Origin of the sequence: Methyloversatilis sp. (assembly GCF_051861465.1) — a bacterium.
Lineage (GTDB): Bacteria > Pseudomonadota > Gammaproteobacteria > Burkholderiales > Rhodocyclaceae > Methyloversatilis.
Window position 1 is genome coordinate 115,814 of the sequence record NZ_JBHYCQ010000002.1, and the last position, 23,779, is coordinate 139,592.

Annotated in this window: 18 protein-coding genes; 14 read left to right on the top strand and 4 right to left on the bottom strand. The window is 65.3% G+C overall.

What is annotated here, in order from left to right; all coding sequences use genetic code 11:
- Window positions 1-192: 192 nt before the first annotated feature.
- Together hrpA and crcB are read right to left on the bottom strand one after the other, a co-directional pair.
- Window positions 193-4,347, bottom strand: a complete 4,155-nt coding sequence (gene hrpA / locus ACTIFF_RS02895) for an ATP-dependent RNA helicase HrpA (protein WP_439535464.1) — start codon at window positions 4,345-4,347, stop codon at window positions 193-195.
- Between the two features lie 274 nt (window positions 4,348-4,621).
- Window positions 4,622-4,999: a fluoride efflux transporter CrcB gene (crcB, locus tag ACTIFF_RS02900; RefSeq protein WP_305631793.1), complete on the bottom strand. Its 378-nt coding sequence runs from the start codon at window positions 4,997-4,999 to the stop codon at window positions 4,622-4,624.
- A 419-nt stretch (window positions 5,000-5,418) separates the two neighbouring features.
- Here crcB and ACTIFF_RS02905 point away from each other — a divergent pair, with 419 nt between their 5' ends.
- From ACTIFF_RS02905 to ACTIFF_RS02965, 13 genes are all read left to right on the top strand, one after another.
- Complete coding sequence (locus ACTIFF_RS02905; RefSeq protein WP_257093054.1) at window positions 5,419-5,937, top strand: sigma-70 family RNA polymerase sigma factor; 519 nt, start codon at window positions 5,419-5,421, stop codon at window positions 5,935-5,937.
- Complete coding sequence (locus tag ACTIFF_RS02910) at window positions 5,934-6,686, top strand: DUF3379 family protein (protein ID WP_439535465.1); 753 nt, start codon at window positions 5,934-5,936, stop codon at window positions 6,684-6,686. Before ACTIFF_RS02905 ends, ACTIFF_RS02910 begins: the two co-directional genes overlap by 4 nt.
- A gap of 81 nt (window positions 6,687-6,767) precedes the next feature.
- A complete protein-coding gene (locus ACTIFF_RS02915; RefSeq protein ID WP_439535466.1) occupies window positions 6,768-10,085 on the top strand; it encodes a DEAD/DEAH box helicase in 3,318 nt (1,105 codons plus the stop codon).
- A 170-nt stretch (window positions 10,086-10,255) separates the two neighbouring features.
- A complete protein-coding gene (locus ACTIFF_RS02920) occupies window positions 10,256-10,555 on the top strand; it encodes a type II toxin-antitoxin system RelE/ParE family toxin (protein WP_439535467.1) in 300 nt (99 codons plus the stop codon).
- Window positions 10,552-10,869 carry an addiction module antidote protein gene (locus ACTIFF_RS02925; protein ID WP_439535468.1) on the top strand — a complete coding sequence of 106 codons (318 nt, stop codon included), beginning with the start codon at window positions 10,552-10,554 and terminating at the stop codon, window positions 10,867-10,869. The genes ACTIFF_RS02920 and ACTIFF_RS02925 overlap by 4 nt, the downstream gene beginning before the upstream one ends.
- Window positions 10,870-11,141: 272 nt before the next feature.
- Window positions 11,142-12,101: a hypothetical protein gene (locus ACTIFF_RS02930; RefSeq protein ID WP_439535469.1), complete on the top strand. Its 960-nt coding sequence runs from the start codon at window positions 11,142-11,144 to the stop codon at window positions 12,099-12,101.
- Window positions 12,102-12,257: 156 nt separating this feature from the next.
- The gene (locus tag ACTIFF_RS02935) at window positions 12,258-13,316 is read left to right on the top strand and encodes a hypothetical protein (protein WP_439535470.1); all 1,059 of its coding nucleotides are present in this window, start codon (window positions 12,258-12,260) and stop codon (window positions 13,314-13,316) included.
- A gap of 242 nt (window positions 13,317-13,558) precedes the next feature.
- Window positions 13,559-13,864 carry a BrnA antitoxin family protein gene (locus ACTIFF_RS02940; protein ID WP_439535471.1) on the top strand — a complete coding sequence of 102 codons (306 nt, stop codon included), beginning with the start codon at window positions 13,559-13,561 and terminating at the stop codon, window positions 13,862-13,864.
- 214 nt (window positions 13,865-14,078) lie between these two features.
- Window positions 14,079-14,582, top strand: coding sequence for a hypothetical protein (locus ACTIFF_RS02945; RefSeq protein ID WP_439535472.1), 504 nt, complete (start codon window positions 14,079-14,081; stop codon window positions 14,580-14,582).
- A gap of 447 nt (window positions 14,583-15,029) precedes the next feature.
- Window positions 15,030-16,094, top strand: a complete 1,065-nt coding sequence (locus ACTIFF_RS02950) for a hypothetical protein (RefSeq protein ID WP_439535473.1) — start codon at window positions 15,030-15,032, stop codon at window positions 16,092-16,094.
- 280 nt (window positions 16,095-16,374) lie between these two features.
- Window positions 16,375-17,010 (top strand): FMN-dependent NADH-azoreductase, encoded by a 636-nt coding sequence (locus tag ACTIFF_RS02955; RefSeq protein ID WP_439535474.1) that lies wholly within the window; start codon window positions 16,375-16,377, stop codon window positions 17,008-17,010.
- A 214-nt stretch (window positions 17,011-17,224) separates the two neighbouring features.
- Entirely contained in the window at window positions 17,225-17,635 is a 411-nt protein-coding gene (locus tag ACTIFF_RS02960; RefSeq protein ID WP_439535475.1) for a DsrE family protein, read from the top strand.
- Window positions 17,636-17,676: 41 nt separating this feature from the next.
- The gene (locus tag ACTIFF_RS02965) at window positions 17,677-18,657 is read left to right on the top strand and encodes a DUF1499 domain-containing protein (RefSeq protein WP_439535476.1); all 981 of its coding nucleotides are present in this window, start codon (window positions 17,677-17,679) and stop codon (window positions 18,655-18,657) included.
- Window positions 18,658-19,075: 418 nt separating this feature from the next.
- Here the strand turns inward: ACTIFF_RS02965 and ACTIFF_RS02970 are convergent, their stop codons facing one another.
- Window positions 19,076-20,818 carry an ATP-binding protein gene (locus tag ACTIFF_RS02970; RefSeq protein WP_439535477.1) on the bottom strand — a complete coding sequence of 581 codons (1,743 nt, stop codon included), beginning with the start codon at window positions 20,816-20,818 and terminating at the stop codon, window positions 19,076-19,078.
- 245 nt (window positions 20,819-21,063) lie between these two features.
- Here ACTIFF_RS02970 and ACTIFF_RS02975 point away from each other — a divergent pair, with 245 nt between their 5' ends.
- Window positions 21,064-21,756: a prepilin-type N-terminal cleavage/methylation domain-containing protein gene (locus ACTIFF_RS02975; RefSeq protein WP_439535478.1), complete on the top strand. Its 693-nt coding sequence runs from the start codon at window positions 21,064-21,066 to the stop codon at window positions 21,754-21,756.
- Between the two features lie 24 nt (window positions 21,757-21,780).
- On the opposite strand, the gene ACTIFF_RS02980 is transcribed toward ACTIFF_RS02975, so the two are convergent.
- On the bottom strand, window positions 21,781-23,751 hold the full coding sequence (locus ACTIFF_RS02980; protein ID WP_439535479.1) for a cation:proton antiporter domain-containing protein: 1,971 nt from the start codon (window positions 23,749-23,751) through the stop codon (window positions 21,781-21,783).
- Window positions 23,752-23,779: the final 28 nt, after the last annotated feature.

Below are 23,779 nucleotides of genomic sequence, written 5' to 3' on the forward strand. Positions count from 1 at the left end.
GCAGAGAGTGACCATGGGGTGCAGTTGTGGGTGCGGGCGGCATCTGTGGGAGCGGCGGCCTCGCCGCGATCGTGCGGCGATGGTCGCTGATCGAAGTGAAGATCGCGGCGGGGCCGCCGCTCCCGCAGGTGCCGCTACCAAAGCCGCCGCTCACAGGTGCTGCCGATACACAGTCGCCGCTCGGCAGGCCGGTCACGCCCGTGCACGCGACTCCCATATCTTCTGCAGCCGCTTCACCGACACCGGTACCGGGGTACGCAGTTCCTGGGCGAACAGGTTCACGCGCAGCTCTTCGAGCAGCCAGCGGAATTCATCGATGAACGGATCGGCCACGCCGGCGCGCGCGCGGACGATGCGTTCGCGATCCCACAGGGTGGCCAGTGACTGCCAGTCGGTCAGCGCACGGGCGTCGCGTTCCGGGTCGGTGCGCAGCTTGTCGATGCGCAGGGCGATCGCCTTCAGATAGCGCGGGTAGTGGGTCAGCCGCTCGAACGGCGTACGTTCGATGAAGAACTTGCCGACCAGCGCATCGAGCTGCGCGCGCATGTCGGCGCCGGCGTCCGGATGGGCCTTCAGCGCGGCCAGCTTCTTGCTGAGTGCGGCATATTCGGTCAGCACGCTGCCGGCGAGGCGGCCGATTTCCTGCGCCACCAGCGAAATGCGCGGCCGGGCTTCGTCGCGGCGCGCGGCGAAGCTCGCGGCATCCTGCGGCCAGGGTTCCATCATGCAGCAGCGGTCCATGGTGGCGGCCACCAGCTGGGCGCGCAGTTCCGGCTCGCTGCCGAGGTTCATGTACTGCATCGCCATGTCGCGCAGACCGGGCAGACTCTTTTCGATGTACTTCACCTGATCGCGCAGCTCCAGCGCGAACAGGCGACGCAGCCCGCATCGATGTACCTCGAGCGCGGCCTCCGGCGTGTCGAGCACGCGCAGGCTGACCGACTCGCCTTCGTCCTGCAGCGCCGGAAACCCGATCACCCGGCGACCGGCCACTTCGACTTCCATCAATTCGGGCAGCGGCCCGAAGGTCCACGCGCGGTAGCGTTCGTCGCCGGCAGTCTGCTCGGCGACCGCTGGGGCGGCCGGTTCGGCTGCAGCGCGGCCCTTCCTGGTCGGCTGCGGTACCGGCGCCTTCGCCACCACGTCGCGCGCGCGCAGCGCAGACAATGCATCGGCCATGCTGCCGCGCGCCGTCGCCGCCTTCGCGGTCACCGCCTCGTCGTGCGCCGCGGCCGGTGCGCTTGCCTGCGTACTGGCAAGCTCATTGGCCAACACTCGCGACGCATCGGCAAACGGTGCGGCCGGCGGCAGTGCGATGCGTGCCGACTCGAAACGACGCGCCACCTCGTCCTTCAGCCGGGTGCGCAGTTCGGCCAGATTGCGCGACTGGCCGAGCACCCGGCCGTGCTCGTCGACCACGCGCACATTCATCATCAGATGCGCCGGCAGGTTTTCCGCGCGGATGGCATCGGACGGCAGCTTCAGGCTCACCTTCAGTTCGATCGCGCGCGCCAGCGCCTTCACCAGCGGTTCGGCCTGGTCGTATTCCTGCGCGATGAAATCGGCGACGAAACCGGCCACCGGCTGCAGCCGGTGGCGCAGCTTCGGCGGAATGGTCTTGGCCAGCTGCAGCACCTTCTCTTCGATCAGGCCAGGCACCAGCCAGTCGAGCCTGGCCGCCGGAATCTGGTTCAGCAGCGTCAGCGGCACGGTCAGCGTGACGCCGTCGTCGGCGGCATTCGGCTCGTGCCGGTATTCGAGTTTCAGGCGCTGACCCAGCAGATCCATCTTGGCCGGGAAGCGCTCGCTGCTGACGCCGGCCGCCTCGTGCCGCATCAGCTGTTCGCGCGTCAGATACAGCCGCTTCGGGTTTTCGCGTTCGGCGTCGCGGCGCCAGCGCTCGAAGCCGCGCAGGTCGATCACGTCGGCGGGCACGATGGAATCGTAGAAGGCGTGGATCAGCGATTCGTCCACCAGCAGGTCCTGCCGCCGCTGCTTCTCTTCCAGCCGCTCGATCTGCGCGATCAGGTCGAGGTTGTGCTGCAGGAATTTCATCTGCTTCAGCGCGATGTCGGTCACGTCGCCATTGACCAGCCCCTCGCGGATCAGCAGTTCGCGTGCCAGCACCGGGTCGGTCTTGCCGTACTGCACCGCCCGCTTGGCATACAGCGTGATGCCGTGGATGACACCGCGCTCCCAGGCCACCGTCTCGCCGCGGCTTTTCGACCAGTGCGGCTCATAGGTCGAGCGGCGCAGCAGATGGGCGCCCACCTCCTCCACCCACTCCGGTTCGATGCGCGCGATGCAGCGCGCGAACAGCCGCGTCGTTTCGACCAGTTCGGCGGTCATGATCCACTTGCCGCCCTTCTTGGCCAGCGCCGAGCCCGGATGCGGCCAGAACTTGATGCCGCGTGCGCCCAGATATGGCGGCTCGCCGGCGCGCGCGTCCTCGATGCGCAGCCCGAGATTGCCGAGCAGGCCGGTCAGCAACGCGCGGTGCAGCGCGTCGAATTCGGCCGGCCGCTCGTTCTCCTTCCAGTCGTGTTCGGCACACAGCGTGTGCAGCTGGGTGTGCACGTCGCGCCACTCGCGCATGCGCATCCAGTTCAGGAAGTGGGCACGGCACCACTCGCGCTGCTTGGCCTGTGACTGGTGATGCCACACCTCGTCGAAGGCCGCCCAGGCCTTCAGGTACCACAGGAATTCGCTGCGTTCGTCGGCGAACTTCGCATGCGCCTGATCGGCGGCGCCGGCCCGTTCTTCCGGCCGGTCGCGCGGGTCCTGCACCGACAGGCCGGCGGTGATGACCAGCACTTCCTTCAGGGCACCGTGATCGCGCGCCGCCAGAATCATCCGCGCCACGCGCGGGTCGACAGGCAGCTTCGCCAGTTCGCGGCCGAGCGGCGTCAGGTCGCGCGCTTCGTTCACCGCGCCCAGTTCCTGCAGCAGCTGATAGCCGTCGGCGATGGCGCGCGGCGCCGGGCGGTCGATGAACGGGAATTCCTCGACATCGGCCAGACTCAGCGACTTCATGCGCAGGATCACGCCGGCCAGCGACGAGCGCAGGATTTCCGGGTCGGTGTGCGCCGGCCGCTGGTTGAAATCCTCTTCGTCGTACAGCCGGAAGCAGATGCCGCTGGACACCCGGCCGCAGCGTCCGGCGCGCTGCTTGGCCGCCGACTGCGCGATCGGCTCGACCTGCAGTTGTTCGACCTTGTTGCGATAGCTGTAGCGCTTCACGCGCGCAAGACCGGTGTCGATCACGTAGCGGATGCCGGGCACGGTGAGCGAAGTTTCGGCCACATTGGTGGCGAGAATGACGCGCCGGCCGTTCGAGCCCTGGAACACGCGCGCCTGTTCCTGCGCCGACTGGCGCGCATACAGCGCCAGCACTTCCGGCTTTACGCCGGCCAGCCGCGTGTGGTGCTTGCGCAGCGCCTCGGTGCCTTCGCGGATTTCCCGCTCGCCCGGCATGAACACCAGCACGTCGCCCGGGCCGGTCGAAAAGGCTTCGTCGACAGCGTCGCATACCGCGTCATACAGGTCGCGATCCTTCTGCGCCTCGAACGGGCGCCAGCGCATTTCGATCGGGTAGAGCCGTCCGCTGACCTCGATCACCGGCGCCGGCGTGTCGCCCTGCGCGAAGTGATTGGCAAAGCGCTCGGCGTCCAATGTGGCCGAGGTGACGATCACTTTCAGGTCAGGCCGGCGCGGCAGCACCTCGCGCAGATAGCCGAGCAGGAAGTCGATGTTCAGGCTGCGCTCGTGCGCCTCGTCGATGATCAGCGTGTCGTAGGCGGCCAGCCAGCGGTCGCGCTGCGTCTCCGCCAGCAGGATGCCGTCGGTCATCAGCTTGATGCGGCTGTCTTCCGACGTGCGGTCGGTGAAGCGGATCGCGAAACCCACTTCGCGGCCGAGCGACACGTTCAGTTCCTTCGCCACGCGGTCGGCGGTGGCGCGCGCCGCGATGCGGCGCGGCTGCGTATGGCCGATCAGCCCGCGCGCGCCGCGCCCGAGTTCGAGGCACAGCTTGGGCAGTTGCGTGGTCTTGCCGGAGCCGGTCTCGCCGCACACGATGATGACCTGATGCGCAGCGAGCGCGGCGGCGATCTCGTCGCGCCGCGCCGACACCGGCAGCTCTTCCGGGTACTCGATCTTCGGCGCCGACGCCCGGCGCGCAGCGACCTTCGCCTGCGAGGCCGCAACGCGCTCGGCCAGCTTCGCCGGCCACTTGTCGGGCGCACGCTGCCCCGGCGGCAGATCGCGCAGCGCGCGGCCGATCGCCGCCGCATCGCGGCTCATGCAGCTTTCGAGGAGGGCGTTCAGATCGGGACGCAGCAAAGTCATGAAGCGGGACGGCGATCCGCCTGCGGCGGAAAGGGCGTCATTGTCGTTGAAAGGTGCCCCGGGCGGGCGGTTCGGATCGGTGGGGTTGGGAATCGCTGCGCTGACTTCAACGAACGGGGCGGCTGCGGGGGGCGGGTGTTGGGCATCGCTGCGCTCACCCCAACCTACGGACACCTCACGCCGTTGTCGTTGTAGGTTGGGGTGAGCGCAGCGATGCCCAACAGCGGCCTGTCACCCTCGACACGCCCATCCCCGACGACCACCCGGCATACGGCTAGCCCACCACGTTCTTCCACATCCACCAGCCGAGCGCGGTCATGGCGAGCGAACCGATCACGTGCGCGGCCACGGCGACGAAGGCCCACATCGTGTCGCCACGCTGGAACAGCGAAAACACCTCGCCGGAAAAGCTCGAAAAGGTGGTCAGGCCGCCAAGAAACCCCGTTGTACACAGCAGTTTCACGTGCGGCGGCACATCCGGCACCGCCTGGAACACCGCCAGCGCGACACCCATCAGCAAGCCACCGACCATGTTGGCCACCCAGGTGCCGAGCGGGAAACCGGCAAACAGTGGATTCAGCGTCAGGCCCAGCCCCCAGCGCAGCCAGGCACCGAGCGCCGCACCGCCGCCCACGGCAAGGAAATTCTGCATGTCGCGCCGCCCGAATCATCGAAGGCGCCATTGTAGAGACAGGCGAATCCCGCAGGAGCCATCCACGGGTCGCCCCGCAGCCGATTCCCGTCACCGAAACGCGACAGCGCTTGATCAGCGTGCGGATCGCGGACAGGGTCCGCTCCTACGAAGGACAACACCGTCTCGGTTTTCGTAGGAGCCTGCCCCGCAGGCGATCCGGTCTTCGGACACGCGGCAGCGCATGATCGACGTGCGGATCGCGGACAGGGTCCCCGCTCCTACGCAAGGCAACAACGTCTCGGTTTTCGTGGGAACCTTCATTGGCCAGTCGTTTGCGGGCGGCAGGCAGTGGCCGGCTCGTTCGGGCTGTCACACGATGTAAGGTTGCGCACCGTGCACGGGTCTGTAGGCTTGTCAGCTCATTCCCGGACGACGTCGTGATACTCGGATTCAGCAAACGCAAAAGCTTCGAACAGGCGGTGCGCGCCTTCAGCCCGGACCTTTACCGGTTCGCCTGGTGGCTGTGCCGCGACAAGTTCGTGGCCGAAGACCTGGTGCAGGAAACGTTTGTCCGCGCCTGGAAGGCGTGGGACGACATCAAGGATTCCAACGCCACGAAAAGCTGGCTGATCACCATCGTGCGGCGCGAGCACGCCCGGCTGTACGAGCGGAAGCAGTTCGATTACGTCGATGTCGAGCTGGAAGACCTGCAGATCGCCGCCGATCACGAACCGATGGAACTGTTTGAAATGGAAAACCTGCTCGGCAGCCTGCCGCTGACCCTGCGCGAACCGCTGGTGCTGCAGGCACTGGGCGGATTTTCATGTGCCGAGATCGCCACCATGCTCGATACCACCGAAGGCGCCATCATGACCCGGCTGACCCGCGCCCGGCAGGCGCTGCGCAGCACGCTCACCGCCCAACCGGGCACCGCCAGCCGGAGGGCCGAATCATGAGCGCTGACGGCTTCAACTGCATCGACTTCCGGCGCGAAAAGATGGCCGATCCGCGCCGTCTGACCGAAGCGGCGGAAGAGCACCTGATCGCCTGCGCCGGCTGCCAGAGCTTTTCGCGCCGGGTCAATGCGCAGGAACGCGCGCTCCAGCAGGCGGTGAGCATCGACGTGCCCGACGGTCTGGCCGAACGCATCATCGTGGCCGGCCGCAGCCAGACGCGCACGCCGTTCAAGCTGTGGGCGCTGGCGGCCAGCCTGGTGCTGAGCGTGGGCATGGGCGCGCAGTACTGGCACGCCGCACCCGACCGCGACCGCATCGCGCTGGCGGTCGATCACGTGATGCACGAGCCGCAGGCGCTGATGAGCACGCGGCTGATCGAACCGGAACGGGTGGCGCAGGTGTTCGAAAGCTTCGGCGCCGAAGTGCGGGTGCCGCTGTCGTCGGTGCGCTACGTGAAGCTGTGCCCGGTGCCCGGCGGCACCGGCTGGCACATCGTGTTCGACACCGACAAGGGCCCGGCCACCCTGCTGCTGCTGCCGCAGAACACGGCAAAGAAGGCGCGCGTGCTGACCGCCTCGTACGGCGGCATGGGCGTGCATGTCGAGCCGGGCGGCCAGGGCATGTTTGCCGTGGTGGCCGGCGACGAGGAACAGGCCCGCGCCGCGGCCGGCATGCTGCACCGGCACGTCAGCTGGGTGCGCGCCGACACGCTGACCCAGCGCGAAGGCGCCGAGCGGCCGCGCACCTGAACCCAACTGTAATGCGAGCGGCGGACGCAGGGCTTACAATCCTGCGTCCGTTTTTTTTCGCCTTGTGCGCGCCGTTTCGCAATGGAATTGACCCGCCTGCTTTCGCAGCTCGACGACCGCATGCTCGGCGAGCTGTTCTCGGAAGAGACCATCGTGCGCGGCAGCGGCTATGTGTCGCGGGTGGGCGATATCGAGGTCAATGGCCCGACGCTGCGCGCGCTGGTGCGCGGCTCGCGGCCGCAGCCTTATCAGGTGTCGGTGCGGCTGGAACGGCGCGAATACTTCGGCGAACGCACGCTTGAAGTGGCGTCGCGCTGCAGCTGCCCGGTCGGCAACCGCTGCAAGCACGCGGTCGGACTGCTGCTGGCGGCGAAACAGCAGGGCGAGCTGATCGAAAAGCCGCGCGCCGAAATCCTGCGCTGGGCGCAAACCCTGGGTCAGCGCCTGGCCCGGGACAACAGCACCGAAACGAAGAAGCGCAGCAACCCAGTGCGCGACGCCATCATCTTTCTGGTCGCGCTGCGCGGCGCGCAGGCGCCCGAGTTCCGGCTGCTCAAGGCGCGCCTGACGCGCGACGGCGCCTTCAGCGGCGACGGCCAGCCCTGGTTCAACTACGAGCAGGCGCTGCTCAAGCCGCCCTCTTTCGTGCACGAAAGCGATCTGCCGGTGTTCCGCGTGCTGCGCGACGCCATCCGGAAGCGCCACAGCAGCACCTTCGTGCCGTTCGAACTGCGTGGCAGCGACGGGCTGGGCGTGCTGCGCAGCGCGCTCGAAACCGGCCGCACCTATGTGCTGGACAGCGGCGCCGAAGGCACCGCCCATCGGCTGGAGGCTGGCGAGCCGCGCCCCGGCCAGCTCGAATGGCAGACCGAAAAGCTCGGCGTGCGCGCCCTGCTCGCCTGCACGCCGCCGGCCGACACGGTGCTGCCGACCGAACCGCCCTGGTATGTCGACGCCGCCCGAGGTCAGGCCGGCGAAGTGCTGCACCCGGACCGCGCCGCGCTGATGGCGGTGCTGGAACTGCCGCTGCTGTCGCCGGCCGAACTGCCGCTGATCGCCGGTGCGCTGGCCGAAGTGGCGCCCGCGCTGCCGTCGCCGCTCGGTCGCGACGCCGCCAACCTGCCGCTGCTGACCGAGCCGCTGCGTCCGGTGCTGCAACTGCAGAGCCTCGCCGTATGGCATGTGAAGCCGCATCGCCGCTACGACAAGGCGCTCGGCCACACGCTGTACGACCTCGCCACCGTGTCGCTGCACTACGGCCAGGCGCGCTTCGCCGCCACCGATTCGTCCGATCTCGCCACCCTGCCCAGCGGGCGCGCGGTGCGCGTCAAGCGCGACCTGGCGGCCGAGGGCCGCGCGCTCGCGCTGTTGAGCGAGGTCGGCTTCGCGCCGCTGCAGGCGCGCTGGCTGCAGATGTTCGATCCGCTGCCGGTCGGCGCGCTCGGGCTGGAAAGCGAAGCCGCCTGGGCGCGTTTCTTCTCCGCCGAAGCCGGCACATTGACCCGCGCCGGCTGGCAGATCGACTGCCCGCCCGACTTCCGCCACCGCGTGCTGGTGGTCGATGACTGGTACGCCGAACTCGACGAAAACGAAAACGGCTGGCTCGAACTATCGCTCGGCATCGACGTCGGCGGCCGTCGGCTCGACCTGGCGCCGCTGCTGTACGCCTTGTTCAAGCGCGACGGCCGCTGGCTCGACCCGGTCGCGCTCGACCGCATGCGCGACGAAGACGCGACCGAACTCAGTACGCCGGAAGGCGAACGTATCGTCGTGCCGGCCGGGCGCATCAAGCCGCTGGCGCGCACCCTGGTCGACCTGTTCGACAGCCCGACCGACGGCGCGCTGCGCGTGTCGCGCATGGACGCCCCGCGCCTGACCGAGGCGCTCGACGCGAAATGGACGCGCGCCGGCTTCCAGTCGCTGGAGCAGTGGGTCGAGCGGCTGCGCGGCATGAAGGGCATCGCGCCGGTCGCCGAGCCGGCGGGTTTCGGCATCGAACTTCGGCCCTACCAGCGCGAAGGGCTGGCCTGGCTGCAGCATCTGCGGGCGCACGATCTGGGCGGCATCCTGGCCGACGACATGGGGCTGGGCAAGACCGCCCAGGCGCTGGCCCACCTGCTGATCGAAAAGCTCGCCGGCCGGCTCGACCGCCCGGCGCTGGTCGTGCTGCCGACTTCGCTGGTGTTCAACTGGCAGCGCGAAGCCGAGCGTTTCGCACCGCAGCTCAGCGTGCTCAAGCTGCACGGCGCCGACCGCAGTGCGCTGTTCGAGCAGATCCCGCAGCACGACGTGTGTCTCACGACCTACCCGCTGTTGTGGCGCGACCACGAAAAGCTGGCCGCGCACGACTACCACCTGCTCATCCTCGACGAGGCGCAGACGGTGAAGAACACCGGCAGCCAGGCGGCAAAGGCGGTGCGCCTGCTGCGCGCACGCCACCGGCTGTGCCTCACCGGCACGCCGATGGAAAACCATCTGGGCGAGCTGTGGGCGCAGTTTGACTTCCTGCTGCCCGGCTTTCTCGGCGAATCGAAGGATTTCACGCGCAGCTGGCGCACGCCGATCGAAAAGCACGGCGACCTGATCCGGCGCGAACTGCTGGCGCGCCGCGTGGCGCCCTTCATCCTGCGGCGGCGCAAGGACGACGTCGCGAAGGAACTGCCACCCAAGACCGAAGTGCTGCGCACGGTCGAACTGACCGGCCGCCAGCGCGACCTGTACGAAACCGTGCGCGTCGCGATGGACAAGCGGGTGCGCGAAGAAGTCGCCAGCCGCGGCTTCGCGCGCAGCCGCATCGTCATCCTCGACGCGCTGCTCAAGCTGCGTCAGGTGTGCTGCGACCCGCGCCTGCTGAAGACCGACGCCGCGCTGCGCGTGAAGGAACGCGCCAAGCTCGACCTCCTGATGGACATGCTGGAAAACCTGCTGGCCGAAGGCCGCAAGGTGCTGGTGTTTTCGCAATTCACCGCCATGCTCGACCTGATCAAGACCGAACTGGACGACGCCGGCATCGGCTCGGTCATGCTGACCGGCGACACCACCCACCGCGAAGCCGTTGTGCGCCGCTTCCAGGAAGGCACCGTCCCGGTCTTCCTGATCAGCCTGAAAGCCGGCGGCGTCGGCCTCAACCTCACGAACGCCGACACCGTCATCCACTACGACCCCTGGTGGAACCCCGCCGCCGAAAACCAGGCCAGCGACCGCGCCCACCGCATCGGCCAGGACAAGCCGGTGTTCGTCTACAAGCTCATCGTCGCCGGCAGCATCGAAGAACGCATCGTCGCCCTGCAGGAAAAAAAGGCCGCCCTGGCCGAAGGCATCCTCGGCAACGACGAAGCGGCACTGGAGAAATTCGGCGAGACGGATCTGGCGGCGCTGTTCGAGCCGCTGGCGGAGTGAGGCGGCCCAGTTCCGAGTACATCGGCATTTCGGACGATGTCGGCCGGCGGCCTTGCACCTGACAATTCGGCCGTCTTCACCTGATCGTCGGTCGCGTCGCCCCTTTCGCCAGACCGCCATCCCTCCATTGCCCACCTGTAGCCCAACGGCTACACTTCTCTGGTGTGATCATGCGCGTCGAAAAGACCGACGAGTATCGCGACTGGATTGACAGCCTCAAGGACGTCGTCGGTCGCGCGCGGATACTGATGCGCGTCGACAGACTGATCCATGGCAACCCGGGCACGCATCGCAATCTGACGCATGGCGTGTCCGAACTGAAGATTGATGTCGGGCCCGGTTACCGTGTGTATTACACCCAGCGCGGCAACGTCCTGCTTCTGCTGCTGGTCGGCGGCGACAAGTCGACGCAGGAGAACGACATTGCACGCGCGATCCGTCTGGCCCGAACCTGGGGAGAAGAAACATGACCACAGAAAAGACCCTCTCACCGCCAAAGGCGAACACGTCGCCCTATGACGTTGCGGATCACCTCCGCACACCGGAAGACATGGCGGCCTACCTCGACGCCTGGCTTGAAAGCGCGGACGACGACATCTCAGGCATCGCGCGCGCCTTCGGCGACCTCGCCCGTGCCAAGGGCATGAGCCAGGTCGCGCGGGACACCGGACTGAGCCGTGAAAGCCTTTACCGGGCGCTGAGCGAAAACGGCAACCCGAGCTTCGGCACCGTGCTCAAGGTGGCAAGGGCGCTCGGGGTGAGGCTGCGTGCGGAGGCGACTTGACCCTTATGCGTCGGAGGAGAAGCCTTGTGCCCTCGGCGGGAGGACGTTCGGAACCTTCATGGTTGAAGTTGGGGAGGGCCTTGTCATAATGCAGGCTGCGTGACGTCAGGTTTTTCGCGTGAAATTTTGTGGAGGAATATGCAGCAACACTCCACGCAATGCGTTGATACGAAGCGCACCTTAGAAGACACATGTCATTGAGTCGACTCCAGTCAGCTATTTAGCCAGCAAACTGTCGCCAGAAACTAAAGTAGCCATCAAAGGGAGGTTCGATGTCAGTCGAAACAGAACAATTCGAAGACCTCGGCTTCGTCAAGTACACCGGCGAAAGCTTGGTTAATGGAGTCATCGACGCTGGCAGCGCCGGCTCTGCTCTTGTAGGCTTAGATGAGGCTGTCCGGTTCTTCAACTCCCAGCAGTCTCCAAGCTTTGGTGACCTCCAATACGACGTTCCGGTGCAAACGCGTGCAGGCTCGTGGGAAGCAGTCCTTGTTGCCGGTGCTGCCGTAGGCGGAGCTTTCGCACTTGGCTATGCCAAGAAGGCCGGCGAGAAATTAGCCAAAAACGACTTCAAGGACATCGGCCTGAAAGATGCACTAAAGAAATCGATGGCTGCACTTCAAACCCTCGCCAAGCTTATCAAGCACACACGTAGAGCCCGTGGGTGGGATAGAGCTCGAATAGAGCCATCTCTTGGGCAAGAGACTGTGCTTGTCGCCAACGAAAAAGGCGAAGAACTTCCAGTACCGCTGGAATATTTTCTCTGGTATCAACAAGTTCCGCCTCGCCTACTCACAAGAATGACCTCGGTAGTTCGCGCTGATCGAGTTCTAACAATCGGCGTTATCAAAGCAGCAGGAACTGATGAGGTCACCATTGTCGACGAGGAGAAGCATCTCTTCGATCAATTGCAAGAAGACGAATTCGAAGAGGACATCCTATTTCCAGAACTCACTCACGGTGCAGATGCTCGCCTGGAAGGGCGTCTCATCCGTGGCAGCGAGGCGTCGAATTCAATTGGTCTTGAGTACTTGGGGCACGTGATTAACTGCGTCCCTGCTCAAGGGAGTGTTCGCCAGTACAAGCCCGCACTGTTCCTGCGTTGCAAGGTTGAAGGCCGAATCACTCGACACGCCAAGAATCGATTTGTCGCAGATCGCAGGCCCACCCTAATCGTAGATAAGGTTGTTCCCCTCGAAGCAGATGGTCAGCTCGGCCTATTTGCTGGCTAAGTCAATCGTTGAGCCTCAAATGGATGACTCGAACAATAGCGAACAATAGGGGACAGGCCATGATTTTCAGCGAGTGAGGATACATTTGAATCAGTACACTTGGCCTCCCCCATTCCTGTTCCATTCTCTTTTCCTATCACTTGGCGCCTTCTGTAAATGGCAAAATCACTTGTTCTGGTAGTGGGCGCCGGAGCCAGCAAGGAAGTAAATCTTCCGATCGGCGCAGAACTGCGCTCGCGAATCGCATGCGCACTAGACATTCGCTACGAGGACGGCTACAGACGGAGTAGCGGGGATGGAACCATTGATGATGCCTTTCGTGAAATTGTTCGAGAACGGAGTCCGCTTCACGTGGACATCAATCCGTTCCTTCATTGTTCTTGGCGCATTAGGGATGCAATGCCGCAGGCGATATCTATTGACAACTTCATTGACTCACATCGTGACGACGAGCGTATTACCACTTGTGGCAAGCTTGCAATAGCACGCTGTATTCTAGCAGCGGAGGCCGAAAGCTCTCTATTCGTGAACTCCAGAGATCGATATCCAAAGATTGACTTCGCAGCGGTTGAGCCAACGTGGTTTAACAGTTTCTTCCAACTACTTACCGAGAACTGTCAGGCAGCTGATATTGATGAGCGGCTCAGTAAAATATCGATTATCACCTTCAACTACGATCGGTGCATCGAGCACTACCTTTATGGCGCACTACAGAACTACTACGGGATCACGCCTGATCGTTCAGCTGAAGCGCTCGCTAATCTGGAGATATTTCATCCTTACGGCTCGGTAGGCCCGCTACCTTGGCAAAGACGTTCTGGCGGCATCGAGTACGGCGCAACGGTCGGAGGGCGAACTCTTATTGAAGCTACCAAGGGAATAAGAACCTTCACAGAAGGCATCGATCCCGCCACGAGCGACGTTGAATCGATCAGAGCCACTCTTCGAGCGGCGAATCGTCTAGCTTTCCTTGGATTTTCCTTTCACCGGCTGAATGTGGCACTGCTCTTTCCTGGTCTTGCTGATGGCGAGCAAGTAGTTAGCCGCCCGGCATTCGCCACCGGCTTTGGCATATCTCGCGCAGACTGCCAAGAAATCGCACTTGAACTCTCTCGGCTAGGAGCCGTATTCAGCGACCGCTTTCAGATTCGCAACGATCTAGTCTGTGCCGGTCTATTTAGGGAATATTGGCGCAGCCTAGGACTTGCATCGTAAAATAGGTGGCTGATGCCTTTTTTATACAGTTTGAACAATAGGGGTCAGACCCTGAGGTTTCCCCGCATATTCATCGTGGTGCGAGCGCGGCGCGCGCCTGTTGATTCAGCAGGTCAAGCGCACACCATGGCCGTAGCCTCTTCAGATATTCCGGAACAATAGGGGACGTAGCAACATTTCCTCGGTGGTGGGCTACACGCCGCGTGGCGCGGATCGCCATGTATTCAGCATGAGGAAAGCAAATGACCGCGAGCAAGCGCGCATCGGGCCCATCCCTGGGCTCTGATCTGAAGCGTGTCGACGGGCATGTCATTCAGCCGGCCGAATACGATGAACTGCCTGAACTCGACGATGAAATGCTTGCGCGTGGAAAGGTGAATCGAGGTGGGCGACCCAGATCCGCGAATCCGAAGAGGCTGATTTCGATTCGTCTGACCGAGGATGTCATTCAACGCTGGCGCGCCACAGGGCCGGGATGGCAGACCCGTATGGCAGAAAGCCTCAGCAGGCTCGCGCCAACGGGAAGCGGTGGACAAACCGGGGAATAAGCACAGACCCGGGATAGTCCCCGCCCAGCAGGCAGCGGACCGACGCCAAGGTTTCGCTGCCTGCATCGAACGGCTACGGGGCGGCCTCGCTGAGTTTCGCCGCTGCTTCGGGCAGGATGTCGACGCCCGAGCGTGTCACAGGGCGTTCCGCGCTCGATCGTACGCTGCGCAGCCAACCACTCTGCCGGGCAGACTTCGCCGCTCCTGCCTCCTGATGTTCGCCAACCACGTGGCGAGCGTCGCCCGATATCGCCCCCCCACTCCCGACACCATGAACTTCAGCCCGATCAGAATCATGTGGAACGACTGGCCCGCGCTGGCGTCATGGGTGGCGATGCCGATCACCTGGGTCATCCATTTCGGCTTCCTGTACCTGCAGCGCAGCGCGGCTGCCTTGCCGCTCGCGCTTCCGGTCGGGGTGTCCGTCGCGCTCGTCGCCGTGCTCCTTTGGCGCATCAAGCGTGTCGCCGATCTGTTCGCGCGCGGGGTGGCGGTGAGCGGCACGGTTATCGACCTGATGATTGCAAAGGATCGCGGGCAGTTGGTGTTCGAATTCGACGCCGTCGGCACGCGGGTACGAACATGGATGCCGATACACAAGACCCGTGACGTGCTGTCGCTGGCCCGCGGCGACCGGGTGGATGTGCTTTACGACGCAAGCGCGCCGCGTCGGGACATCGTCAAAAGCCTGTTCGTCGCACGACAGGAAAGGGGATAAGGACGTCGCCCCTTCTCTGGCGCGGCCAGCCTTCGGCGTTCCCAGCAGCGGCCTTGTGGAAGCCCCCCCTTCCCGGGCTGTCTCTCCGGCTGCGTCTGCGACCGTTCTCCCACAAGCGACTTTCTGCACTTCAGACCTGTCGTGCGAGTGCGCTACATTTCGTCGTCCCTGTCGAGGCACGGCGCATGTCCGCCACAACCCGTCTTCTTCCGGAAGACCCGACGGGTCGCATTGCGGCGGCTGCGGAACGGGCGGGCAGCACGACACCCGATTTCATTCACGAGGTCATCGCCGGGAACGCCGCCCTGGAAGTATTCAGGGACCGGCTGCGAGTCGGCTGGCCGCGAACGGCAACCGAGATTCTTCAACCTGTAAAACCTGGAGCATGCAATGCGGCTAGCGCGAAAATTCCATTCGGTCGGGACCCTGCGGACGCCGGAAAGGCGCATGGCGTGGCTCGTGTTTGCGCTCGGACTGCTGCTGAACATGATGCCGGTGCCCGCTTATTCGCAAAGCGCATCGTGGAGCGCTGACACCTGGGAACAGAGTGTCGATCAACTTCCTGAGCCCAGGGACAAGCCGGAATCCTGGCCGAGAAGTTGCCTCAGCTCGACCAAGGAGTTCTCCGATACCCGACGCCTGCTCTACGCATCGCCGTCGGTCGAAGCCAGGTATCGCGCCAATGTCGACTTTGCCCGTGTCTTGGGCATGTGGGGCGTACGGCGCCTGCACATGCCTTCCGACTCCAGACAGACGCTCTGCACCGACTATCGCTACGTGCTGAGCAGGATGCAGGAGGCCGCGGGTGATGAGGCGACGGGTGTGCTGGGTGAGCGGGACTTGTCGCGGCTGGACGCCGCAATACGCCACGGCAACGAAAAAGCGGTCCAGGCGGTCCAGGATCGCGAAAAAGGACTTCTGACCGTGTTCGGCATCCCGCTGGGCGCCCCGCTCAGAATGATGGAATGTCCCATGCCGATGCAAGGCGTGGTTCAGCGTCCAAAGCATGTACCCACGACATGCAAACAGAAACTTGGCCGGGGCGACGAGCATGTACCGACGGTCACGGTCTATTTCTCTGAGGCCGACTCACCCGCCTGGTTGGGCACCATCGGCCAATCGAATTCGCTCGATCTTCCCAATCCCAGTCTGCGCCTGGACGTTCGTAACTGGAATGTCACTGCCATCCATTTCGAATCCCGGCACGAACTTGATTCAATCGCGGTAGAAGCCTTGACAGCCAAATTCGGGGTGAAGCCAAGACTCGTCAAACCGCAAGGCGAAACGTGCGTGAACTTCATGACCGGCCAGATCGGGCAATGCACGCCAAACTTCCATCACATCCATTGGAACGTGAAGGACTTCATCGTGCGAGGCGAGTGTAATGGCGCCGTTTTTCGCTGCCAGTACGTCATCCAGCTTGCCAGTGAAGCGACTGCCCAGAAAGACCGCATGCAGAAGGAAAGTGCCGAACAGCGGGAGCGGGCGCTTCGCTCGGGGAGACCCTTGTAAGGCCACGTCAGCGAAGCGGCCGTGGCGGGCGGCCACTTCCACACCTGCGCGGCCCCGCGTTTGAAGCCTGGGGCGGGAGATGCCCGCGTGTCCGGAATGGACGGATCGCGCTCCGGTGGCTGGGGAATGGGCATGCACACGACGCACGCCTTCATTCTCGACGCGATCGTCGAGAAGACCGCCCATCAGGCACAGCGCGCCTCGGGCGTACATCGACGGTGTCGCCGGCCTGCCCGGTTGATGCCAGAATCACCGGGCCTTCAACCGGAGATTCCCGCACATGCCCCACCTGCTCTACATCGAATCCTCGCCGCGCAAGCAGCGTTCGGCCTCCATCGAAGTCGCCCGCGCCTTCATCGACGCCTGGCAGACGGCTCACCCTGACGGCACGGTGGATGTGCTGGACGTGTGGTCCGAACCGATGCCCGAATTCGATGGCCCGGTGCTGGACGCGAAGTACGCGGGCATTGCCGGTACGCCGCTGAGCGAAGAGCAGGCAGCGGCCTGGGCGCAGATTCGGGCGCTCGCGGCGCGCTTTCAGCAGGCGGACCGGCTGCTGATCAGCGCGCCGATGTGGAACTACTCGATTCCGTACAAGCTGAAGCAGCTGATCGACGTGGTGTCGCAGAAGGACCTGCTGTTCACCTTCGACGAGCGCGGCCAGCTCGGCACGCTGGGCCACTGCAAGGCCATGCTGGTGCTGGCGCGCGGCGTGGAGGTGGGCGATGCCGCCGATGCGCTGAAAGCGTCGGACTGGGATCTGCAGCGCCAGTACCTCGACCTGTGGCTGCGCATGGTGGGCGTGACCGACACCCGGCACATTCTGGTGGAGAAGACGCTGTACGGGCCGGAGGTGGATACCGACGCGCGGGCGGCGGCTGTGGCGCAGGCCGCGGCGCTCGCGACCACTTTCTAGGGCGTGTTCAGCCTCGACGGCTTGTGTCTGCGTGCCGGGTATGTCGGCGGGGGAACGCTGGTCGGCCCAGCGGCGCGGAACGTCCGTTAATGCGCACGTTCGAACGTCGTGAGTCTGGCGCACGAAGCGATGTGCCTTCAGGCCCAGCACACCGACGTGCCATCATGTCGTCCGCGTCATCCCCTTGTCTGCAACGCCCCGGAAGGAAAACCGCATGTCACTCAGGTCCGTCCTGACCGCCTTTTTCGCATTCTTCGTCTGCGCCGCGGCGCAGGCGGCGGATCGCCCGTCGCTGTTCCTCAACCTGACCACCGACAATTCGCAGCGCTCTGAAACCGGGCTGACCTTCGCGAAAGAGCAGCTGGAGCGCGGCCATACGCTGACCGTGCTGCTGAACGATCAGGCGGTGCGCATGGGCAGCAGCGCCAACCTGCGCAATTTCATTCCGCAGCAGAAGCTGCTGCGGGACCTGATGGGCAAGGGGGCCGTGGTACTGGTGTGCCGCGTGTGCATGCGCCACTACGGCGTGACCGAAGCCAATCTGATGCAGGGCATGCAGCTCGACGACCCGGAGCGGGTCGGCGAAGCGCTGTTCCGCGACAACACGCGCACGCTCACCTGGTAGGTGCTCGGGGCAAGCACGCGAAGCATGCACTGCATATAGATATGGCGACATCACTGACCACCCTGCCCGACGACCTGCCGGTGCCGCTCGACGACGGGGCAGCCGCCCACCTCGAAGGGATGCATCTGCCCGCGCTGGCGCTGCCGCGCACCGACGGCGGCACGATCGATCTTGCGGCGCTGCGCGGCCTGCGGGTGATCTATGTCTATCCGATGACCGGCCGGCCGGATTCGCCGCTGCCCGACGGCTGGGACGCGATACCCGGCGCACGCGGCTGCACACCGCAGTCGTGCGCCTTCCGCGACCACCATGCCGAACTGGCTGCACTGGGCGCCGGCGTGTTCGGGCTGAGCAGCCAGAGCGGCCCCTACCAGCAGGAAGCGGCGGCGCGCCTGCTGCTGCCCTTTCCGCTGCTGAGCGACGACGGCCTGCAGCTCAAGACCGCACTGCGCCTGCCCACCTTCACCGCGGCCGGGCTGGAGCTGTACCGACGGCTCACGCTGATCACCGACGACGCACGCATCGTCAAGGTGTTCTACCCGGTTTTTCCGCCCGATCGCAATGCCGCCGACGTACTGACCTGGCTCAAGGAGCACACCATGAAAACCCGCGACACTGCGCTGGCACTCGCTGCCTGCGCCTCCACCGCCATGGCGGCCGATACCGCCCCGCGCGTGCTGACGCCCTGCCCCGACTCGCCGAACTGCGTGTCGACCCAGTCTGCGAGTGCGGCGAAGATGGCGCCAATCCCCTTCAGCGGCGACGCCGCCGCCGCGCAGGCGCGTCTGAAGCAGGTCATCCTCGCCCAGCCGCGCGCCACCATCACCCGCGAAGAGCCCGGCTTCATCGCCGCCGAATTCCGCTCGCGCATCTTCCGCTTTGTCGACGCCGCAGAGTTCGCGATCGACGCCGGAGCGTCGGTCATCCACTACCGCTCCGGCGCGCGGACGGGTCATTCGGATTTCGGCGTGAACCGGTCGCGCATGGAAGCGCTGGCGAAAGGCTTCGCCGAGGCGAAGTAGGCCAGCACCGCGAAGTAGGCCAGCACCGAATTCACCGCCTATCGCGGACAGGGTCCGCTCCTACGAAAAACGTCGCAAGTATTAAAGCCATCTCGGTTTTCGCAGGAGCGTGCCCTGCACGCGATGCCCGTCTCCCAAATGGCGACATCGCTTGATCAACGTACCAATCGCGGACGGGGTCCGCTCCTACGAACGACAACACCCGTGATGAAGCCATCGCGGTTTTCGTAGGCGCCGTCCCACGGCTGGCCCTGCATGGCCAGCCAGCTCCGCGGGCGATCCCGGTCTCCGAACACGCGATGTCGCGTGATCGACGTGCGGATCGCGGACGGGGTCCGCTCCTACGAACGACAGCACCCGTCATGAAGCCGTCGCGGTTTTCACAGGAGCCGTCCCACGGCCGGTGCTGCATGGCGGGTCAGCGCGTGGGCTCGGGCGCCAGCACGAAGCGGACGCAGCCTTCGCGGTTGTGATCGAGCTGCAGGCGGAAGCCGCTGGCGCGGGCCAGCAGTGCCGACTGGTACAGCCCGACACCCAGACCGCTGGCGGAGGCGACCGGTGCCTGCAGCAGGTTTCCGGCCAGATCGTCGGCGATGGCGCTGCCGCTGTCTTCGACCGACAGCCGGTCACCGCCCAGGCGCAGCACGATGGCGATGCCCGGTTCGGCCAGCCGCTTCTGCAGCGCGTTGCCGACCAGGTTTTCCGCCACGGTCGTGTACAGCGCGCCGGGCAACACCTGGTCGGGTTCGGTCATGCCTTCGACCGTCACGCCCTGCTCGGCGAAATGGGCCGCGGTGGCCTGCAGCCATTCGGGAGCCGGCGTCCATTCGCCATCCACGGGCTGCGGGCGGCGCAGCTTGTCGAGCGTGGCTTCGAGGCGTGCGCTGATGACCGGCAACTGGCGCGCCAGCAGTGCGTTGGCGCGGGCGGCGCTGTCCGGATCCGTGGCTTCGCGGGCGGCGAAACACAGGGTGTTGAGCGACTGCAGCAGATTCTTCACGTCGTGCGTCAGCCGCGCGCCGGTGTCGTGGATGGCCGACAGATAGGACAGGCGGCGCAGTTCTTCGGTGCGCAGCTGGGCCTGGTAGAACTGGCCGAGCAGTTGCACCAGCAGGTTGAAATGCCACAGCAGACCACCGGACAGCGGGCGCGCGGTATAGAGCGTCAGGTCGAGCAGCGGGTGTTCGAAGTCCTGCCGGTGCGCGGCAACCTCGCCGAAGCGACGCGGTGGCGCGGCGTTCGCACCGCTGCGGGTGCGCCACTCGCCACCGCGAGTCGTCCACTCTCCGCCGCTGATCAGCGGCAGGGCGAGCAGGCGGTTCGCGGCGCGGGCGACGAATTCCTCCGGCCGGCTTTCTTCCTGCGACAGCGACGCCAGACTTTCCAGCCAGCGCTCATAGGGCAGTGCCAGCGACAGCACGTAGCGGGTGAAGGCGACGCTGACGCCGCCGAAACCGGCGCGCGGATTCCACGCCCAGCCCATCACCATCAATGCGGTGGCCAGCACGCCCAGCGTGGCGAGCAGCGCGCGCAGGTAGTCGACGCCGGCCAGCTGCATCGCTGCCAGCGTGCCCAGCACGAGTACCGCGAGCAGCAACAGCACGAAGGTGCCGGACACGAAGTCGAGCACTTCGCGGTCGCGGTCGACCCGCTCGCGACCGGGCACCAGCAGCATGACGGTGAGTGCCAGCGGCGCCAGTTGCAGGCCGAGCGCATCGATGCCGGACGGCACCGGCAGGCCGGGCGGCAACGCCCGCGGCAGTGCGATGGTCAGCAGCGCCGTGATCAGGTAGGCCAGTGCGCCGAGGTAGTAGATGCGCGGGCCGCGCGAGCGCGAAAAGAACACCTTGCCGCCGACCAGACCGGCCAGCAGCAGCAGCCACAGGCTGAGGGCCAGCGGCCCGTAGAACCACAGGAACACGCCGACCAGCGCGCACAGCGCCGCCAGCACCGGCCATTCGATGCGCGACTGCGCGCGCAGCAGGGGCTGCCACAGCAGCAGCAGGCCGAGGTGGGGCAGCAGCAGCGCGCGACCGAACAGCAGGTCGTCGTCCAGCCACAGCAGCAGATGCAGGCTGACCAGCACGCCCAGCAACAGCCAGGGCTGGGCGCGCGTCAGCCACATGACGCGCATGCGGCGCGGAACGGCAGGGCGTCGCATCACGGTGTCGCCCTGCTTTCATCGGCCAGGACGCAGCCCCGCGAAAGGTGACCGGATCGTGACAGAACTGTCCGGATCCGGTCAGGTTGCGTGCCTTTCACACCGGAACAGCCGGGTTGTGAACGGTCGTTCACCCTCGCCAATGAAAAAAAACGTTTCCAAATCAGCGGAATCAAGGAAACACTCCCGGTATCGTCCGTTCGGGCACGGAATCTGCATCGTCGGGACGCATACGGAGGATTCACATGAAAGCCAATCAACAAGGGTTCACGCTGGTCGAAATCGCCATCGTGCTCGTCATTATCGGTCTGTTGCTGGGCGGCGTGCTCAAGGGGCAGGAACTGATCAACAGCGCCAAGGCGAAAAGTCTGGTGAATGACTTCCGCACGATGTCGACCGCCGTGTACGCCTACCAGGACCGCTTCCGCTTCATGCCGGGCGACGATCCGGCCGTGGTGCAGCACGTCGCGGGCACGCTGGCGACCACGCCAGGCACGCCGGAAACCCAAGGTAATGGCCGCATCGGCGGCAACTGGAACTCGACCACCGCGACCGACGAGTCGCGTCTGGTATGGCAGCACCTGCGGCTGGCCAACCTGCTGACCGGCCCGACCGTCGAAAGCGACCCGGCCTACCTGCCGCGCAATGCCGACAACGGCACCATCGGCATCACCAGCACCTCGCCGATCACGCCGGCCACCGGCAGCGCTCCGGATTCGCGGCCGATGACCGGCGCCTTCTTCATCTGTTCGTCCGGCATCACGGCCCGCCTCGCGCGTCAGGTCGATTCGACCATGGACGACGGCGTCACCAACACCGGCAACGTGCGCGCGATGATCGACGTCAATGGCACGCCGTCGGCCACATCGACCGCCTCCAACATCGACGCCGCGGCCGAAACCGCGGCTGATCGCTACACGGTGTGCGTGGCGTTCTGACGTCGGGTTCGCAGGAATGGCCGCTCAGCCCTTGAGCAGGCGCGATTCGGCCTGAGCCAGTTCGGCCGGCGCGCCCAGCAGCACCACCACATCGCCGCTTTCGAACGCCAGGTCGGAACTGGGCTCCAGCGCCCGGATGCCGCGCCGGCGGATCGCACTGACCTCGACGCGGATGTCGTTGAAGTGGAATTCATCGATGCGGTGTCCGATGGCCCAGGCGCCCGGTGCCAGCGGCACCGAATGCAGGCGCGTGTGCTGCTGATCGGTCGCCGCCTCTTCCGCCAGATGTTCGGCCCCGCGGTACAGCCCGCGCAGCAGGTGATAGCGGTCGCCGCGGAACTGGCGGATGCGCTTGAGCACGCGATGCAGCGGAATGCCCAGCAGCACCAGCGCGTGAGTGGCCAGCATCAGTGACGATTCGAGCGATTCCGGCACCACTTCGGTGGCACCGGCGGCCGACAGCTTGTCGTAGTCGCGCTCGTCGAAGGTGCGCACGACCACGGGCACTTCCGGATGCAGCTCATTGACCAGATGGATCACGCGCAGCGCCGCCTCGGTGTCGACAAACGTGATGACGACGATGGACGCCCGCGTCAGCCCGGCCGCGATCAGCGTTTCGCGCTTGCCGGCGTCGCCGAACACCACCGTTTCACCAGCCGCCGCCGCCTCGCGCACCCGCTCCGGGTCGAGGTCGAGCGCGATGAACGAAATGCCCTCGTTTTCCAGGAAGCGCCCCAGATACTGACCGTTGCGGCCGTAGCCGCAGACGATGGCGTGACCGTCGGTCGCCAGCGACTGCGCCGCGATCGACGTCAGCTGCATCGAGCGCATCAGCCATTCCGACGGCACCAGCCGCAGCACGATGCGGTCGGCGTAGTGCGCGAGGATGGGTGCGGTCAGCAGGCTGAGCAGCAGCGAGGCGAGCACGATCTGCAGGATGCGGTCGGGCAGCAGGTTGGCGGCATCGGCCAGCGCCATCAGCACGAAGCCGAATTCGCCGCCCGCGCACAGCCAAAGACCGACGCGCAGCGACGTACCGGGCGACGAGCCGAAGAAGCGCGACGCCGACGCAGCGACCACGAACTTGCCGATCAGGATGAACAGCACCGTCACCAGCACGAAGAACAGCTCGGACAGCACCAGGGCCAGATTGAGCTTCATGCCGATGGTGACGAAGAACAGGCCGAGCAGCACGTCGCGGAACGGCTTGATGTCTTCTTCCACCTGATAGCGGTACTGGGTTTCCGAAATCAGCATGCCGGCCAGGAAGGCGCCAAGCGCCAGCGACAGCCCTGCGTGCTCGGTCGCGAACGCCATGCCCAGCGTCACCAGCAGCACATTGAGCATGAACAGTTCGGGTGACTTGCGCTGCGCCACGACGAAGAACCAGCGCTGCATCAGGCGTGGCCCCAGATACAGGATGAGGGTGAGCGCAACGGCCGCCTTCACGCCGGCCAGCGCCAGCGCTTCCATGCTTTCCTCGGCGCCCAGCGACAGCACCGGAATCACCACCAGGAAGGGCACGACCGCCAGATCCTGGAACAGCAGCACGCCGATCACCTGCCGGCCGTGCGCGGAATCGAGTTCCAGCCGCTCGACCAGCAGCTTGATCAGCACCGCGGTGGACGACATGGCGATGGCTGCACCGACGGCGATCGCGCCCTTGATGCTCAGTCCGAACAGCCAGGCGAAGGTGATGACGCCGGCCACCGACAACGCGACCTGCGTGCCGCCCAGGCCGAACACCACGCGCTTCATCGAAAACAGCTTGGGCAGCGAGAACTCGAGCCCGATCGAAAACATCAGGAACACGATGCCATATTCGGCGAACTGGCGCGCCTCCTCGGTATCGGGAATGAACGCCAGCGCGTGCGGGCCGGCCAGCGCACCGACCAGCAGGTAACCGAGAATGGGCGGCAGGCCGACGCTGCGGAAAAGACCGACCACCAGCACCGAAGCGGCGAGCAACAGCAGGACCAGCTCGAGTGCGGACATGGTGGGCAAGAAGGGGCGGCAGGGCCAT